The organism is Paracraurococcus ruber (assembly GCF_004353985.1).
Lineage (GTDB): Bacteria > Pseudomonadota > Alphaproteobacteria > Acetobacterales > Acetobacteraceae > Paracraurococcus > Paracraurococcus ruber.
In genome coordinates, this window is the sequence record NZ_SMOA01000124.1 from 1 (window position 1) to 15,592 (window position 15,592).

The 15,592-nt window shown below is 74.5% G+C and carries 14 protein-coding genes and 1 tRNA gene; 7 read left to right on the plus strand and 8 right to left on the minus strand.

From position 1 onward, the window contains the following. Window positions 1-148 precede the first annotated feature (148 nt). Window positions 149-1,015 (minus strand): DMT family transporter, encoded by an 867-nt coding sequence (locus tag E2C05_RS19435; RefSeq protein ID WP_240046791.1) that lies wholly within the window; start codon window positions 1,013-1,015, stop codon window positions 149-151. A gap of 226 nt (window positions 1,016-1,241) precedes the next feature. On the opposite strand from E2C05_RS19435, the gene E2C05_RS19440 reads away from it, so the two are divergent. Then, window positions 1,242-2,036: an MBL fold metallo-hydrolase gene (locus E2C05_RS19440; protein WP_240046792.1), complete on the plus strand. Its 795-nt coding sequence runs from the start codon at window positions 1,242-1,244 to the stop codon at window positions 2,034-2,036. 246 nt (window positions 2,037-2,282) lie between these two features. Continuing rightward, window positions 2,283-2,876, plus strand: coding sequence for an HD family hydrolase (locus E2C05_RS19445; protein ID WP_200305635.1), 594 nt, complete (start codon window positions 2,283-2,285; stop codon window positions 2,874-2,876). An 84-nt stretch (window positions 2,877-2,960) separates the two neighbouring features. On the opposite strand, the gene glmS is transcribed toward E2C05_RS19445, so the two are convergent. Both glmS and glmU read right to left on the minus strand, forming a co-directional pair. After that, complete coding sequence (glmS, locus tag E2C05_RS19450; RefSeq protein ID WP_133221315.1) at window positions 2,961-4,784, minus strand: glutamine--fructose-6-phosphate transaminase (isomerizing); 1,824 nt, start codon at window positions 4,782-4,784, stop codon at window positions 2,961-2,963. Window positions 4,785-4,786: 2 nt separating this feature from the next. Beyond that, a complete protein-coding gene (gene glmU, locus E2C05_RS19455) occupies window positions 4,787-6,151 on the minus strand; it encodes a bifunctional UDP-N-acetylglucosamine diphosphorylase/glucosamine-1-phosphate N-acetyltransferase GlmU (RefSeq protein ID WP_133221316.1) in 1,365 nt (454 codons plus the stop codon). Window positions 6,152-6,364: 213 nt separating this feature from the next. Here glmU and gph point away from each other — a divergent pair, with 213 nt between their 5' ends. Continuing rightward, window positions 6,365-7,015 (plus strand): phosphoglycolate phosphatase, encoded by a 651-nt coding sequence (gene gph / locus E2C05_RS19460; RefSeq protein ID WP_133221317.1) that lies wholly within the window; start codon window positions 6,365-6,367, stop codon window positions 7,013-7,015. Here gph and E2C05_RS19465 read toward each other — a convergent pair. Then, on the minus strand, window positions 6,983-7,792 hold the full coding sequence (locus tag E2C05_RS19465) for a DUF3108 domain-containing protein (protein WP_133221318.1): 810 nt from the start codon (window positions 7,790-7,792) through the stop codon (window positions 6,983-6,985). The two genes, gph and E2C05_RS19465, sit on opposite strands and share 33 nt — an antisense overlap. Before the next feature lie 88 nt (window positions 7,793-7,880). Between E2C05_RS19465 and E2C05_RS19470 the strand changes: the two genes are divergently transcribed. Next, a tRNA-Val gene (locus E2C05_RS19470) sits at window positions 7,881-7,955 on the plus strand. Window positions 7,956-8,039: 84 nt separating this feature from the next. Here the strand turns inward: E2C05_RS19470 and E2C05_RS19475 are convergent. Together E2C05_RS19475 and E2C05_RS19480 are read right to left on the minus strand one after the other, a co-directional pair. Beyond that, window positions 8,040-9,350, minus strand: coding sequence for a serine hydrolase domain-containing protein (locus E2C05_RS19475; protein WP_133221319.1), 1,311 nt, complete (start codon window positions 9,348-9,350; stop codon window positions 8,040-8,042). A gap of 240 nt (window positions 9,351-9,590) precedes the next feature. Next, window positions 9,591-10,148: an EF-hand domain-containing protein gene (locus E2C05_RS19480; protein ID WP_158292241.1), complete on the minus strand. Its 558-nt coding sequence runs from the start codon at window positions 10,146-10,148 to the stop codon at window positions 9,591-9,593. Window positions 10,149-10,353: 205 nt separating this feature from the next. On the opposite strand from E2C05_RS19480, the gene E2C05_RS19485 reads away from it, so the two are divergent. Both E2C05_RS19485 and E2C05_RS19490 read left to right on the plus strand, forming a co-directional pair. Continuing rightward, complete coding sequence (locus E2C05_RS19485) at window positions 10,354-11,343, plus strand: GlxA family transcriptional regulator (protein ID WP_133221321.1); 990 nt, start codon at window positions 10,354-10,356, stop codon at window positions 11,341-11,343. A 28-nt stretch (window positions 11,344-11,371) separates the two neighbouring features. Further along, window positions 11,372-12,034, plus strand: a complete 663-nt coding sequence (locus tag E2C05_RS19490; RefSeq protein WP_133221322.1) for a DJ-1/PfpI family protein — start codon at window positions 11,372-11,374, stop codon at window positions 12,032-12,034. Between the two features lie 68 nt (window positions 12,035-12,102). Here E2C05_RS19490 and E2C05_RS19495 read toward each other — a convergent pair whose 3' ends face one another. Next, on the minus strand, window positions 12,103-13,500 hold the full coding sequence (locus E2C05_RS19495) for a M20 family metallopeptidase (RefSeq protein WP_133221323.1): 1,398 nt from the start codon (window positions 13,498-13,500) through the stop codon (window positions 12,103-12,105). Window positions 13,501-14,288: 788 nt separating this feature from the next. Between E2C05_RS19495 and E2C05_RS19500 the strand changes: the two genes are divergently transcribed. Beyond that, window positions 14,289-15,188, plus strand: a complete 900-nt coding sequence (locus E2C05_RS19500) for a CPBP family intramembrane glutamic endopeptidase (protein ID WP_133221324.1) — start codon at window positions 14,289-14,291, stop codon at window positions 15,186-15,188. A 217-nt stretch (window positions 15,189-15,405) separates the two neighbouring features. Here the strand turns inward: E2C05_RS19500 and E2C05_RS33190 are convergent. Then, window positions 15,406-15,592: hypothetical protein (locus tag E2C05_RS33190; protein ID WP_158292242.1), on the minus strand; the 187-nt coding region annotated here is incomplete at its 5' end.

Consider the following 15,592-nt stretch of genomic DNA (forward strand, 5'->3'; position numbering starts at 1 on the left):
GCCCGGCGTGGCGTTGCGGGCGGGGCGGGCGCTGTGCGGGCCGGGGACGCGGCGGGGGGCGGTGAGGCTGCGGCGGTTCGCCGCCCGCCAGCGGCTATGGCTGCGGCACCGCGGTCCTGGCGGCAGCGGATGCCGGCCAGGCGGCCGGTCAGCGGCGGCGGGCGGCGCGCGCCAGCCAGAGCGTCGCCAGGAGCATCAGCGCGGTGCCGATGGCGAGGCCCCAGCCCGGCCTCTCCCCGAACAGCAGGAAGCCGAACAGGGCGCCGGCCGGGATGCCGGCATAGTCCACCGGCGCCAGCAGCCCGACCTCCGCCCGGCGCGCCGCCGCCTGGGTGAGCATGTCGCCGGCCACCGCGGCCAGCGACCCGGCCAGCAGCATGGCCAGGGCGAAGGCGGAGGGCGGGCGCCAGAGCAGCGCGGAGACCGGCGCCCAGGCGAGGATGGAGCACACCGCATACCAGGCGATGATGCGCGGCCCCGGCTCGGTCGCGCCCAGCCGCTTCATGCAGATGACGACGAGCGCGCCGGTGACGCCGCTGCCCATGGCGGCGAGCACCCCGATGGACAGCTCGGCGCCCGGCCGGGCGATGACCAGCACGCCGGCGAAGCCGAGCAGCGCGGCCAGGACCCGGTCGGCCCGCAGCCTTTCCCCCAGCAGCAGCACGGCCAGCGGCAGGGCCCAGAGCGGGCGGGCCTGCATGATGGCGGTGGCATCGCCCAGCGGCAGAAAGTCGATCGCCAGGAGGTAGAGCGCGAAGCTGGCGATGCCGGCGGCGCCGCGCGCCAGGTGCCCCTTCCAGCGCCGGGTAGCGAGGCCGGACGGCCCCTGCCGCAGCAGCCAGGGCGAGAGGATCAGCAGCGTGAAGGCGCCGCGGGCGAAGGGGACGAGGGGGAGCGGCAGCCCATCCTCCAGCGCCAGGCGGAAGCAGGCGCCCATGGCGGCGAAGACGGCGGTGGCGGCCAGCATCAGCCCCATGCCGTGCAGGGGCGGCCCGGCGCCGGGGGCGGTTTGCATGGCTTCGGGGATAGCGCCTTGCTGCGCCGCAGCAAGACAATTCAGCGCCCGGCGATGCCGCGCCGGCCCGGAGCAGATCCCGCCCTGGCGGAATCACCCGAGCGGGTGACGATGCCCGTCGAGGCACATGACCGGAGCGGATTGCCGTGAGCCATGGCGAACGGCAACCGCCCTGGCGGACCCGGCCGCGGGGCGGACCGGCGGGCGGCGCGGTTGACGCCGCCTGGTGCCGCCGCGAGGCTTCGCCGCGCAGGAGGACCGCGCCATGTACCGGCTCGACGTGCTGATCCAGGGCTATCCCGGCAAGTCGCTCTGTCATGGCGGGCTGGGCTGGAGCACCATCGCCCTGCTGCGGGGGGCAGGCCGGACGATCCTCGTGGATGTCGGCGCCTTCGCGGTGCGGCCGGAATTCGGGAAGCAGCTGAAGGCGGCGGATTGCGACCCGGCCAGCGTCACCGACGTGGTCCTGACGCATGCGCATTGGGACCATTCGGTGAACTACACGCTGTTCCCGAATGCCGCGGTCTGGATCGGGCGGGTGGAGATGGACTGGGCGACGCAGGTGCCGCCCGGCTTCAACCCGCTGCCGGAGCTGTATGTGCGCGACCTGGCGCGCCACCCGAGGCTGCACCTGCTGGAGGATGGCGCGGAATTCCTGCCCGGCCTGTCGGCGCATCTCTGCCCGGGGCACACGCCGGGCTGCCTGGTGTATCGCCTGACGGGCAATGAGGTGCCGGTGGTGTTCAGCGGCGATGCCGCGAAGAACCGCGCCGAGTTGCTGTCGCTGTCCACCGACATGACCATGGATGCGGCCGAGAGCCGGCGCAGCCTGGACCGGATCTGGGCGCTGTGGCGGCAGGCGCCGGGAACGCTGTTGATCCCGGGGCATGACCTGACCATGCGGCTGGATGCGGCCGGGCGGCCCGAATACATCGGCCAGCGCCGCGCCGGCATCGCCGCCTGGTTCCAGGAGGATCTGGCGGTGATGGAGGAGTTCGACATCTCCGCCCCGCGGTTCTGAATGCCGCCCGATGACCGGAGCGGCGACGGCCGCGGAGGTCCGGATCGGCCGGCTGACGCATCACCGCCCGATGGCAGGGGCGGCGACGGCCGCGCAGGTCTGAAACGGCCGGCCGAAGCATCACCGCCCGATCACCGGAGCGGCGGCGGGCCGGGTCGGATGGCCGGACGCGCACCCTCCGGCGGGCGTGGGCATGGATCGACGACGGCGAGGGCGAAGCCGGCTGAGGGCGCGGCGCGGGCCTGGGTGCGGCTGCCTTCCGGCCGGCGGCTGGACCTGCTCTCCCCCACGCCCTTCGACTGGACCGACGAGGACCTGGCGATCGGCCTCGCCCGCACCTTCCGCTGGGGCGGCCATTCGGTCTGGCCGGGCGCGCCGCTGTCGGTCGCGCAGCATTCGCTGGCGGTGCTGGCCCTGCGCCGGGCGAAGGCGAAGGGCGGGCTGGCCCAGGCCGAGGCGCGGCGGGAATTGCTGCACGACGCGGAGGAAGGGCTGCTCGGCTTCGACTGCATCTCGCCCCTGAAGCCCTTCCTCGGCGCGGGCTTCGCGGCGCTGCAGGACCGGCTCTCGGCGGTGGTGGCGCTGCGCTACGCGCTGCCGCCCTGGTCGCCGGAGACGAAGCGCGCGCACAAGGCCTGCGACATCGCGCTGGCGGCGGCCGAGGCGGTGCATGTCGCGGGCTGGACCGCGGCCGAGGTGCGCGGGACGCTCGGCATCCGCGCGGCGGTGATCGACGCGGACCCGCTGGCGCCGCAGTACGGCGGCGATCCCTGGCGCCCCTGGCCCCCCGAGCAGGCGGCCGAGCGGTTCCTGTCGGCGCTACGGTCCCTGGCGCGCTGAACCCGGGCCCTCCAAAGGCCCTTCGGCCCTGTGGGGAACCCGTGATGGGGCGGGTCCGGGAGGGGCAGAGGCCCTCCCGGAGCGCTACTCCACCGTCACGCTCTTCGCCAGGTTCCGCGGCTGGTCCACATCCGTGCCCTTCAGAACGGCCACGTGGTAGGCCAGCAGCTGCACCGGGATGGCGTAGAGGATGGGCGTCGAGAACGCCCCCACCTTCGGCAGCTCGATCACCCGCTCCGCGAAGCGGGACAGTGGCCCGGCGCCGTCGGCATCGGTGAAGGCGAAGATCCGCCCGCCGCGCGCCGCGGCTTCCTGCAGGTTGCTGGCCGTCTTCTCGAAGAGCGGCCCGCTGGGGCAGAGCGCGATGACCGGCACCTGGTTGTCGATCAGCGCGATCGGGCCGTGCTTCATCTCGCCGGCGGCATAGCCCTCGGCATGGATGTAGCTGATCTCCTTCAGCTTCAGGGCGCCTTCCAGCGCGATGGGGTAGAGACTGCCGCGGCCGAGGAAGAGCACGTCCCGCGCCTTCGCCACCTCGGCGGCCAGGTCGCGGATCTGCGCGTCCTTCTCCAGGATCTCGGCGGCGTGGCTCGGCACCTGCAGCAGGGCCTGGGTCAGCCGGCCCTCGTCCAGCGTGGAGAGTTCCCGCCGCGCCCGGCCGAAGCCGATGGCGAGGCAGGCCAGCACCGCAAGCTGCGCGGTGAAGGCCTTGGTGGAGGCGACGCCAATCTCCGGCCCCGCCACCGTCAGCACCGCCCCGTCGCTCTCCCGCGCCATGGAAGATTCCGGGACGTTGACGACCGACAGCACCTTCTGCCCGGCATGCTTCAGCAGCTTCAGCGCCGCCATGGTGTCGGCGGTCTCGCCGGACTGGGAGACGAGGATGGCGGCGCCGCCCTCGGCCAGCGGCGGGTCGCGGTAGCGGAACTCGCTGGCCACGTCGGCATCCACCGGCAGGCGCGCCAGCTGCTCGATCCAGTAGCGGCCGACCTGGCCGGCGATGAAGGCGCTGCCGCAGGCGGAGATGGTGAGCCGCGGCACCCGTACGGGGTCGAAGGGCAGGCGCGGCAGCCGGACTTCCAGTGTCTTCGGGTCCAGGTACTGCCGCAGCGTGTCGCCCAGCACCGCCGGGTGCTCGTGCAGCTCCTTCTCCATGAAGTGGCGGTAGTTGCCCTTGCCGACCGCGGCGCCGGAGACGGCGGTGACCACCACCTTGCGCTCGACCGCGTTGTGCGCGGCATCGAAGAAGCGCGCCCCCTCCCCGTCCACCACCGCCCAGTCGCCCTCGTCGAGATAGGCGATGCGGCGGGTCAGCGGCGCGAGCGCGAGGGCATCGGAGCCGACGAACATCTCGCCCTCCCCGAAGCCGACCGCCAGCGGCGCGCCCTGCCTGGCGCACATCAGCAGCCGGGGATGGCCGGCGAAGATGGCGGCGAGCGCAAAGGCGCCGTGCACGCGCTTCAGCGCCGCGGCGAAGGCCTCCTGCGGCGGCAGGCCGTTGGCGAGGAAGTCGTCCACCAGGCGGACGAAGGTCTCGGTGTCGGTCTCGGTCTCGAACTCGGCGCCCTTGGCTTCCAGCTCGGCCCGCAGCTCGGCATGGTTCTCGATGATGCCGTTGTGGACGACGCTGACGCGGCGCGTGCTGTGCGGATGGGCGTTGCGCTCGGTCGGCGCGCCATGGGTCGCCCAGCGGGTATGGCCGATGCCGGTGGTGCCGCGCAGCGGGGACCGGTCGAGCGCCGCGGCCAGGTTGCCGAGCTTCCCTTCGGCCCGGCGGCGGTCGATATGGCCGTCCACCAGGGTGGCGATGCCGGCGCTGTCGTAGCCGCGATATTCCAGGCGGCGCAGCGCCTCCAGCAGCAGCGGCGCCGCCTCGGCCTTCCCGACCACACCCACGATGCCGCACATGCCTAGAGTCCCTTGTGCTTGGCGGGCCGATTCAGACCTGCGGGCCCTTCGGCCCTCCGGTCATCGGACCGCTTGCCCTTGACGCCGCGCCCCGGCTTGGTCGCCTGCCGGCCGCGCGCGATGGCCAGCGCGTCGTCCGGCACGTCCTCGGTGATCACGCTGCCGGCGGCGACCAGGGCGCGGTCGCCGACCCGCACCGGCGCCACCAGGGCCGTGTCGCTGCCGATGAAGGCCCCCGCGCCAATCTCTGTCCGGTGCTTGTTAATGCCGTCGTAATTGCAGGTGATGGTGCCGGCGCCGATATTGGCCCGCGCCCCCACCGTCACATCGCCCAGGTAGCTGAGGTGGTTGGCCTTGGCGCCCTCGGCCAAGGTCGCCGCCTTCAGCTCCACGAAATTGCCCACATGCGCGTCCCGCCCCACCTCGGTCCCCGGGCGCAGCCGGGCGAAAGGGCCGATCACCGCCCCGCTGCGCACCACGCAGCCTTCCAGGTGGGAGAAGGCGCGGATTTCCACCCCGTCCTCCACCACCACGCCCGGGCCGAAGACCACGTTGGGGCCGATGGTCACGTCCTGGCCCAGCCGCGTGTCGCTGGCGAGGAAGACGGTCTCGGGCGCCACCAGGGTGGCGCCGCCGGCCATGGCGGCCGCGCGCAGCCGGGCCTGCAGCACCGCCTCCAGCCGCGCCAGCTCGGCGCGGTCATTGGCGCCGGCCAGGTCGGCCTCGGCCGCTTCCTCGGCCAGCACGCGCTTGCCCTCGCCCACCGCCATGGCGACGATGTCGGTCAGGTAGTATTCGCCCTTGGCGTTGTCGTTGCGCAGCGCGTCCAGCCAGCGGAACAGGTCATGCGCCGGGGCGCAGACCACGCCGGCATTGCACAGGCCGGTGGCCCGCTCGGCCTCCGTCGCATCGGCCCATTCCACCACCCGCGCCACGTCGCCGGCGGCATCCTGCAGCACGCGGCCATAGCGGCCGGGATCGGCCGGGCGCATGGCCAGCAGCGCCAGCCCGCCCTCCCGCCGCCGCGCCATCAGGCGGCGGATGGTCGGCTCGGGGATCAGCGGGTTGTCGGCATAGAGCACGGCGACGTCGCCATCGAAGGCGCGCAGCAGCGGCGCCGCCATGCGGGCGGCATGGCCGGTGCCGAGGCGATCCGCCTGCACCACGGTGGCATGCGGCGCCACCGCCTTCTCCAGCGCCGGCATGCCGGGCCCCACCACGACGACGATCCGGTCGAAGACCTGCTCGCAGGCACTTACCAGATGGTTGATCATCGGCCGCCCGGCGACCGGGTGCAGCGCCTTGGGCAGCGCACTCCGCATCCGGGTGCCGAGGCCGGCGGCGAGGATGATGGCGGCAGCGGGCATGGGCTCTCCGGTACTCGCGCAGAGGTGACGGGGGCAAGCGCCCCGGCGGTCAACAACCATTGCCGGTTGTGGCGGCGCTGCACCAAGCGTGGCAAGCGACTTTCGTGCCGCATTCGCCGGCGGGCCGGGCCGGCGGGCGGCGGGCCAGGCCGTGGCGGCCGTCGGGGGCGCGGCCCGCGTTGCAGGATGCGGCGGCGCGCGGTAGGGCGGCTCATGCCTCGCCTTGCCATCTTCGACCTCGACGGCACGCTGGTGGACAGCGCGCCCGACATCCATGCCGCGCTCGACCGGCTGATGGCCGGGCAGGGCCGGGCATCGTTCAGCCGGGCCGAGGTCACCGCCATGATCGGCGACGGCGTCCGCGTGCTGGTGCAGCGGGCGACGGCGGCGCGCGCGCTCGACTTCTCCGAGGCGCTGCTGGAGCATTTCACCGCCGACTACACCGCCCGCGCGGCCGAGGCGACGGCGCTGTTCCCCGGAATCGCCGGGGCGCTGGCGGCGCTGCGGGCGGAAGGCTGGGCGCTGGCCGTCTGCACCAACAAGCCGGCGGCGGCGACGGCCGCGCTGCTCGGCGCGCTGGGGCTGGACGGCGCCTTCGCCGCGGTGGGCGGCGGGGACAGCTTCCCGGTCCGCAAGCCGGATCCCGGCCACCTGCTGGGCACGCTGCACGCGGCGGGCGGCGACCCGGCCCGCGCCATCATGATCGGGGACCACCGCAACGACGTGCTGGCGGCGCAGGGCGCCGGGCTGCCCTGCCTGTTTGCCGGCTGGGGCTACGGCACGCCGGCGATGGCGGCGGGCGCGGCGGCGGTGCTGGACAGCCCGGCCGGGCTACTGCCGGCCCTGCGCGACCTCCTGCCCTGACCGCAGCGGCTCCACCGCCGTGAGCATCACGCGGATGGTGCCGAACCAGCGGCTCGGCATCTCGATCCGCACCGGGATGGCGATGCGGTCGGGCAGCGGGCGGGCCATCCAGGCCGTGGCGGGCTGCGGCTTCGCCGCCTGCTCCGGGTCCTGGTCGCCGCGGCGGCCGGCCAGCAGCCGGCTCTCGAAGGCGCAGCGCAGCGCCTCACCGCCGAAGGCGCCGCCGGCCGGCAACGCTTCCAGCCCCACGGTCTGCACGCTGTAGTCCGCGCGGCGCCGCCCGTCATAGACCTGCGCCCCGGCATCGCAGCGGCCGGTCTGCGCCACCGTCCGGGTCAGCTTCGCCAGGGCCGAGAGCGCGTCCATGGTGCCGAGGCGCAGCGCCTCCGGCACCGGCTCCCGGTCGGTCTCGTTCGGCGGCTCCAGCGCCGAGAGGACGGGGCGGCCGGGCGTCGGCCAGTCCATCACCACCTGGCGGCGGCCGCCGCGCCAGGTGCCGTCCACCCGGTAATGCGCCGGCACGGGCTCGGCGCCGCGCCAGCGGCCCTCGGCGCTGGTCAGCTGGTCGCCGCTCGAGAAGACGCCGGCGAGGCCGGTGGTGCGGATGCGGGTGACGACGCGGTAGCGCGGCCCGTCGAGGTCGAAGGTCGCCTCGACCTCCATCACCTGCAGGCCGGCGGCCCGCACCTCGTAGCGGGCCCGCAGCGGCTCCGCCTGCGACGGGGCGGGCGCCAGGGCGAGCAGGGCGGCCGGGAGGAGCAGCCGGATCGGGGACATGCCCGAGGATATGAGCCCGCGCCGCGGCGCAGCAAGCGGCGCACCGCGCTTGACACCCCGCAGCCGCCCGCCTAATCCCGGCCCCGTCGGGCGCGTAGCTCAGCGGGAGAGCATTCGCTTCACACGCGAAGGGTCACAGGTTCAATCCCTGTCGCGCCCACCACCCCCAGACCCAAGGGTTCCAAGGACCTTTCGGCCCCCTGCGGGGTGAGCCAGAGAGGGGCGGCGCCCCTCCCCGTCCCCTGCGTCAGTCGATCACCGCGCTGTAGACCAGCGTCTGGAACAGCCGCCGGTGCATCGGCCGTTGCACGCTCGGCGCCTGGCTCATGAACACCGCGACGAGATCCGCCTTGGGGTCCACCCAGAAATAGGTCCCGCCATAGCCGGCCCACATGTACTGGCCGGCATTGCCGGGCACGCCCGCCACGCCGTCCTGCAGCCGCACCGCGAAGCCCAGGCCGAAGCCGTAGCCCGGCGTGCCCAGCGCGCCCGGCGGCTCCGGCACGGCCAGCCCCGCCAGGTGGTCGGCGGTCATCAGCCGCACCGTCGCCGGCGCCAGGATGCGCTGCCCGTCCAGCTGCCCGCCATTGGCCAGCATCTGCAGGAAGCGCAGGTAGTCCCCGGCCGAGGCGATGGCGCCGGCGCCGCCCGAGGCATTGCCCGGCGGGCGGGAGACGTCGAGCATCGGCACCGGCGCATTGCCCCGCGCCCAATCGACGCCCAGCGATTGCGCCAGCCGCCCGCCCTGCCCGTCCTTCAGCGCGAAGCCGGTGTCGGTCATCCGCAGCGGGCGGAACAGCCGCTCCTCCAGGAACACTTCCAGCCGCTGGCCGGAGACCGCCTCCACCACCCGGCCCAGCACGTCGGTCGACAGGCTGTATTCGAAGGTGGTGCCGGGCTGGTGCATCAGCGGCGCCTGGGCCAGGCGCTGGACGAACTCCTGCGGGCTCAGCGACCGGGCGTCGTATTCCGGCGCGCCGGTGGTCTGGAAGCCGCGCTCCATCAGGGCGGTGCGGACCGCCTGGTTGGAGGTCGTCTCGGGGTAGGTGAGGCCGGAGGTGTGGCGCAGCAGGTCCTGCACCGTCATCTGCCGGTTCTGCGGCACCAGGCGATAGGTCAGCCGGGCCAGGGTGGCGTCGGCGACGGGCTGCGCCACCTGCAGCCGGTCGAAGCCCGGCAGGAAGCGGCCGACCGGGTCGGTCAATTGAAGCCGGCCTTCCTCCACCAGCATCATGGCGGCGACCGAGGCGAGCGGCTTGGTCATGGAATAGATGCGGAAGACCGCGTCCATCGGCATGGCGGCATTGGCCGTGCGGTCGCGCAGGCCGATCGCCTCGGCATAGGCCAGCCTGCCGCGGCGGGCGACCATCACCACCGCGCCGGGCAGGCGGTTCTCCTCGATCTCGCGTTCCAGCGCCGGGCGGATGCGGGCGAGGCGGGCGGGGTCGAGCCCGACCTCCTCCGGCTTCGCGGTCGGCAGCGGCTGGGCGGCGAGCGGCGCGGCAAGGGCCAGCGCCAGCAGCCCCGGCAAGGCCAGGGCGACGCGTCTGTGCAGCATGGGTTTCCTCCCGGGCCGGGCGTCTGGTGGCCCGGCCCCGGGCGGCAGGCTATCGCGGGCGGGGCCCCGGGTGAACGGCCTGCCGCAACCATTCCAGACGGCGCCGAAGCGCTGCCGTCCCGCGGCCGCCGGCCTGGATGCCGGCCAGCACGATCAGGATGCCTGGCGCGCAACCGCCATGCCAGGTCCGCGCGCGATGCCGCCGTGCAGAGGCAGGCACGCCTGCACGGCGGCCTCGGGTCAGCCCGGCTGGGTCGGCGCCGGCCGGTCGCCGCCCGGGCCGCGATGGTCGCGCCGCGGCGGCGGGGTCGGCAACTCGTCCCGCGTCACGGCGCCGTCGCCATTGGCGTCGAAGCTGCGGAAGCGCGCCTCGGCGGCCGGGCGGATCTCCTCCGGCGTCACCTTGCCGTCGCGGTTGGCGTCGAGCGCGCGGAACATCATGCCCACCATGCGCTCCCGCTGCGGGCCGGGGGGCGGGCCTTCCGGCCGCGGCGCGCCGGGGCGCAGGCGGGCATTCGCCATCTCGTCCTGCGTCAGGCCGCCGTCGCGGTCGGTATCGGCCGCCTGGAAGCGCTGCTGGATCACGCCCCAGGCCTCGTCCCAGGTCACGCGGCCATCGCGGTTCGTGTCGAACTGGTTGAACATGGCGCCCGGGCCGCGCTCCCCGCGCGGTCCAGGGGGGCCACCGGGGGCGCCACCCGGGCCGCCCGCGGGCGGCGGGGCAGGCTGGGCCAGCGCCGGCGCCGCGGCCCCGGCCAGGATCGCGGCGCCGAGCAGCGCCATGCGGAACATCGTCATCGGCGGGTCCTTCTCATGATCAGGCCAACGGGTCCTGCCCCGCAGGGATGCGCCCGCCCTGTAACCCTGCCATGACGGGCCGCCCATCCGCGGGTGAGGAAGCGTAACCGGTCCGACAGAAGCCAAGCCAGGCGCCCGGCATGGCCCGATTCGACCGAACATTGGCCTTCCGGCCAGATCGCGCCGCGGCCATCCTGCGCCCGCCATGGCGCCGCACCGGCTTCTCCTCCTCGCCTATCCGCATGGGCAGCTGCTCGACATCGCCGGGCCGGCGCAGCTCTTCGCCGGCGCCAACCAGGCGCTGGGGCGGGCCGCCTATGAGGTCCTGCTGGTCGGTCCGGAGCGCGGGCCGATGCCCTGCTCCGCCGCCTTCAGCCTGCACGTCGCGCTGGCCTATGCGGAGGTGACGCCGGCGCTGCTGGCCGGCACCGGCACCGTGCTGGCGACCGGCGGCCATCGCGGGATGCGCGCGGCCCTGGCGGCGGGGCACATCACGCGCATCCTGCGCGAGGCCGCGCCGGTCGTGCCGCGCCTCGCCTCCGTCTGCACCGGCGCCTTCTTCCTGGCCGCCGCCGGGCTGCTCGACGCCCGCACCGCCGCGACGCATTGGGACGCCGCCGAGCGGCTCCGCCGCTTCCGCCCGGCCGTGACGGTGGATGGCGAGAGCCTGTGGCGGCGCGACGGGCCCATCTGGACCTCGGCCGGCGTGACGGCCGGGATGGACCTGGCGCTGGCGATGATCGAGGCGGATCACGGCGCCGACCTCGCTCTGGCCCTCGCGCGGCACCACGTGATCCTGCGCAGCCGCCCCGGCGGGCAGCGGCAATATGCCCCGGCGCTGGCCGCCGACGCCGCAAGCTGCCCGGAACCGCGGCTCGGCCGGCTGGCCGCCCGCATCGCCGCGGCGCCCGCCGCCGACTGGCGGATCGAGGCCATGGCGGAGGCCGGCGGCTGCGCCCCGCGCAGCCTGACCCGGCTGTTCCGCCGGCACCTAGGCGTCAGCCCGGCCGAGTTTGTCGAGCGCGTGCGGCTCGACGGCGCGCGGCGCCTGCTGCTGGAGGGCATGGCGCCGGTCGAGGCGGTGGCACGGCAGGCCGGCTTCGGATCCCTGCGCCGGATGGACCGCGCCTTCGCCCGCGCCCTCGGCACCACCCCGCGCGAATTCCGCGCCCGCTTCCGCGCCGAGGCGGCGTGATCCCCGACACCCCCGAAGGAGACCGAGAATGAGCCTCACCATCGGCTTCGTGCTGTTCCCCAACCTCACGCAGCTCGACTTCACCGGGCCGCTGCAGGTCATGCACCGCACGCCGGGCGCGACGACGCATATCCTGGCGAAGACGCGCGACCCGGTGCCGTCCGATTGCGGGCTTGGCCTGGTGCCGACCGGCATCTTCGCCGAGGCGCCGCAGCTCGACCTGATCTGCGTCCCGGGCGGCCTTTCGGTGGTCGAGGCGATGCAGGACGAGGAGACGGTACGCTTCGTCGCCCGCCAGGCGGAGCATGCGCGTTGGGTCACCTCGGTCTGCACCGGCGCCTTCGTGCTCGGCAGCGCCGGCGTGCTGCGGGGGAAGCGGGCGACGACGCACTGGGCCTTCACGGACCTGCTGCCGCTGGTCGGCGCGACGCATGAGCCGGGCCGGATCGTGCGCGACGGCAAGGTCATCACCGCCGGCGGCGTCACCTCCGGCATCGATTTCGGCCTGTCGGTCGTCGCGGAGGTCGCGGGGCCGGAGGTGGCGCAGACCATCCAGCTCGGCATCGAATACGACCCGGCGCCGCCCTTCCAGTCCGGCCACCCGTCCCGCGCGCCGGCGGCGGTCAAGGCGACCGCGGATGCGCGCTATGCCAAGGCGCGGGAGACCTATCGGGCCGCGCTCGGGGGATGAGGCAAGAGACGGGGGGGAAGAGGACACCTCTTCCCCCCGGCCCCCCATCACCGTTTTCTGTGAGTTGGTCAGCGAGCGGGGGTGCCGCCCTCGCCCAGATCCCACCACATCCCGGCGAAGGCCTGGATGCCCTCGCGCGCCGGGGCGATCAGGAAATGCTCGTCCGGGCCATGCTGCTTGCAGCCGCTGTAGCTGTGCGGCACCCAGACCAGCGGCACGCCGAGATGGTCCACGAAGACATCGCCCGGCAGCCCGCCCGAGGAATTCGGGATGATCTGCACCCGCTTGCCGAGGCTCTGCTGCATGCTCTCCTGCGCCCAGCGCACCCAGGGATGGTTGGGCGGCGTGCGGCTGGCGGCCATGCGGACATAGCCGTTCTCGATCGCCACATCCTTGAAACCGGTCTCGTCGAGGTGCCGCCGCAGCGCCGCGCCGAAGGTCGCGGGGTCGGTGTCCACGGTGTAGCGGATCTGGCAATGCGCGCGGGCATCAGGCGCCACCGCATTCACCGGGTTCTCCGGCCGCCCGCTGGTCATGGCCAGGACGATGAAGCTGTTCCAGCCATAGATCTTCTCGGCCGGGGTCAGGCCGGGCTCGCCCCAGTCCGGGTCGATCGTCGCCGCGCCCTCCCCGCCGCCGAGCGGGCAGCCCTGCAGCACCGCCCGCACCTCGGCCGGCACGCCGTTCCGGGGCAGCCAGTCGCGCACCAGGATTTTTCCTCGATGGTCCATGATGGCGCCGAGGGCATGGGTCAGGCGGATGGCGGGATCGGTCGTGAGCCCGCCCCAATGGCCGGAATGCACCCCGCCCTCCCGCAGCTTCACCACCAGGTCGCAATGCCAGGTGCCGCGCGTGCCGGTGGCGATGGTGGGCATACCCGGCTCCACCCGCGGCCCGTCCGAGGCGATGAGCGCATCGGCGGCCAGCAGGTCGCGGTTGGCCCCGACGAAGTCGCGCAGGCCGGGGGACCCGCGCTCCTCCCCCGTCTCGATCAGCAGCTTCACGTTGAAGCCCAGCCGGCCCCCGCGCTCGGCCAGCACCGCCTCCAGCGCCGCCAGGTTGAGCGCGTGCTGGCCCTTGTTGTCGGCGGTGCCGCGGCCGTACCAGCGGCCCTCCTCCTCGGTCATCTCCCAGGGCTTCAGGCCGGCGCGCCACTGGTCGTCCAGGCCGCGGACGGTGTCGCCATGGCCGTAGATGAGGATGGTCGGCTTCGCCGGGTCCTCCATGCGGGCGGCGGTCAGGATGGGGCCGGCGCCGGCCACGGGATTGGGGTGGATGGTGGCGGTGAACCCCATGCCCTCCACCCAGGGGCGGATGCCCTCCTCGAGGTAGCGGGTGAGTTCCGCCTCGAAGCCCGGCTCCTGCGCGGTGGAACGGATGGCGACCAGGCGCGCCAGCAGGTCCTTGAAACCGCCCCCGTCGAAGAAGGCGCTGGCGCGGGCAAGGGCGGATTGGCGGCTCGGCATGGCGGGTCCCTGGATGCTCGGCGGCAGGATGCGCGGGGCGCGCCGGCTTGCCCAGCCATGGCCGGCCCCGTGCGGCTGCGCATCGGCCGGGACCTGCCGCCCGTGCGGCCGTCATGGCGCCAGCACCGCGTTGGGCGTCCGGACGCCCGGCCGCGGGACGGGAGGCGCGAGGCTGACCAGCCCGATCCGGCGGCGGCGTTGCTTCGGCGCCGGCATCGCGCCGCCTGCCGCGAACCGCGCCCGCCACGCCGAAGGCCTGCGTCCACGGCTTCGCCCCGCCGGCGAGGTCATCCATCGCCTGCCCGCCATGCGGCCGGGCGCGTCCGGCTGGAGCGGCTTCCATTCGCCATGGCTCACGGGAACCGCTCCAGTCATTTGCCCCGACGAGCATCTTGACCCGCACAGGGGCGTCCACCTGAGCGGGTGACGATGCTCTGGGCGGCGGCGATGGCCGCGCCCGTCGGCGGCGCCATCCTGGCCATGCGGCACGGGCCGAACCCGCGGCTGGCGGCGCTGCGGGTGGGGCCGGGCATCCCGCCCCCGGTCGCAACGGCGCGGGGCGGTGGCTGCCGCTGCCGGCGCGCGACGGCGCGACGGGACCGGCGGCCAGGGCGCGCCCGGACCGGACTGTTCCTGTGCCGGGGTGAGGACGGCAGCGCGTCGGAGCCGGGATGGGCGGGGGCGGACGTTCGCCCATCGGCCCATTTCGACTACCGTATGGTCAACCTGGCCGCCGCGGCCGGCGAACGCCGCCGGACCCGCGCGCCATGGCGACGAAGGACACCCCCATGGACCAGGCCGCCGAGCACCCAGCCCAGACGGACGCGCCCGCCGGCCTGCTGCGGCGGATCATCGCCTTCCCGCTGATCCTGCTGGTCCTCGGCGTCACGCTCGTCGGCATGCCCGGCCTGCTGCTGGCCAACACGGTCGCCGAGACGCTGAAGGATGCCGCCCCCGCCTTGCTGCTCCCCTGGGCCTTCCTGGCGGTGAGCGTCACATGGCTCCTGTACCGGGGCTTCAAGCGCTGGATCGAACGCGAACCCGATGCGGAATTGCGGTTCGGCGCGGGCTGGGCGCGAGAGACGCTGATCGGCGTCCTGGCCGGTGCCGCGCTGTTCAGCGCCTGCGTGGGGCTGGTCGCGCTGCTCGGCGGCCTGCGCGTCACGGGACTGGGGTCGGGCGCGTCGCTGCCGGCGGTCGCGGCCATGGCGCTCACCGCCGCGATCAACGAGGAGGTGCTGTTCCGCGCCATCGGCTTCCGCTTCGCCGAGCGGCTGGGCGGGAGCCTGTTCGCCCTCGCGGTCACGTCCCTGCTGTTCGGGATCCTGCACCTGTTCAATCCCGGGGCGACACTGTTCGCCGCGCTGGCCATCGCCAGCGAGGCGGGGATCATGCTGGGCGCCGCCTACATGCTGACCCGGCGGCTGTGGCTGGCCGTCGGCCTGCATGCCGGGTGGAACTTCACCCAGGGCTGGATCTGGACGATTCCCGTCTCGGGCCAAGCCGAGGCTGCCGGCCTCTTCCTCACCGAACGGCAGGGGCCGGGCTGGCTGACCGGCGGCGCCTTCGGCCTGGAGGCCTCGGCGGTGACGCTGGCGGTCGCCACCCTCGTCGGCCTCGCCATGACGGTCCTGGCGGTGCGGCGCGGGCAATGGGTTCCGCTGGGATGGCTGCCCGGCCGACCCTGAGGGCGGCGGCACGGCCGTCGCCCGGCGCGGGCCTGGGCGTCGCCTCGCCTCGGCTGCCACGGTCCGGCGCCAGGTCGGGGCGCCAGGTCGGCGCAGTCCCCGCCTTGAGCGCGGCCCCGCGTCCGGGGCCGCGCCCGCAGCCTGGCGGGGACGGGTGCGGGAGGCTCGGGGGGGCACCGCGGATGCTGGGCGGGCCTCCGCGACGGCGCCCCCGGGATCAATGCTCCGCCTTCCAGCGCAGGAAGCCGGCAAGCTCCGGCAGGCGCTGCGGCGCCGCCGCCGGGCCGGTCAGGCGCAGCGCCACCTCCGGCCCCTCCGCCGCCGGCCGCGTCGCCAGCCGCAGGTCCAGCGCGCCGCGGCCAAGGTCCAGCAGCCCCGTCGCCGTCGCGGCCGCGCCGCCTTCC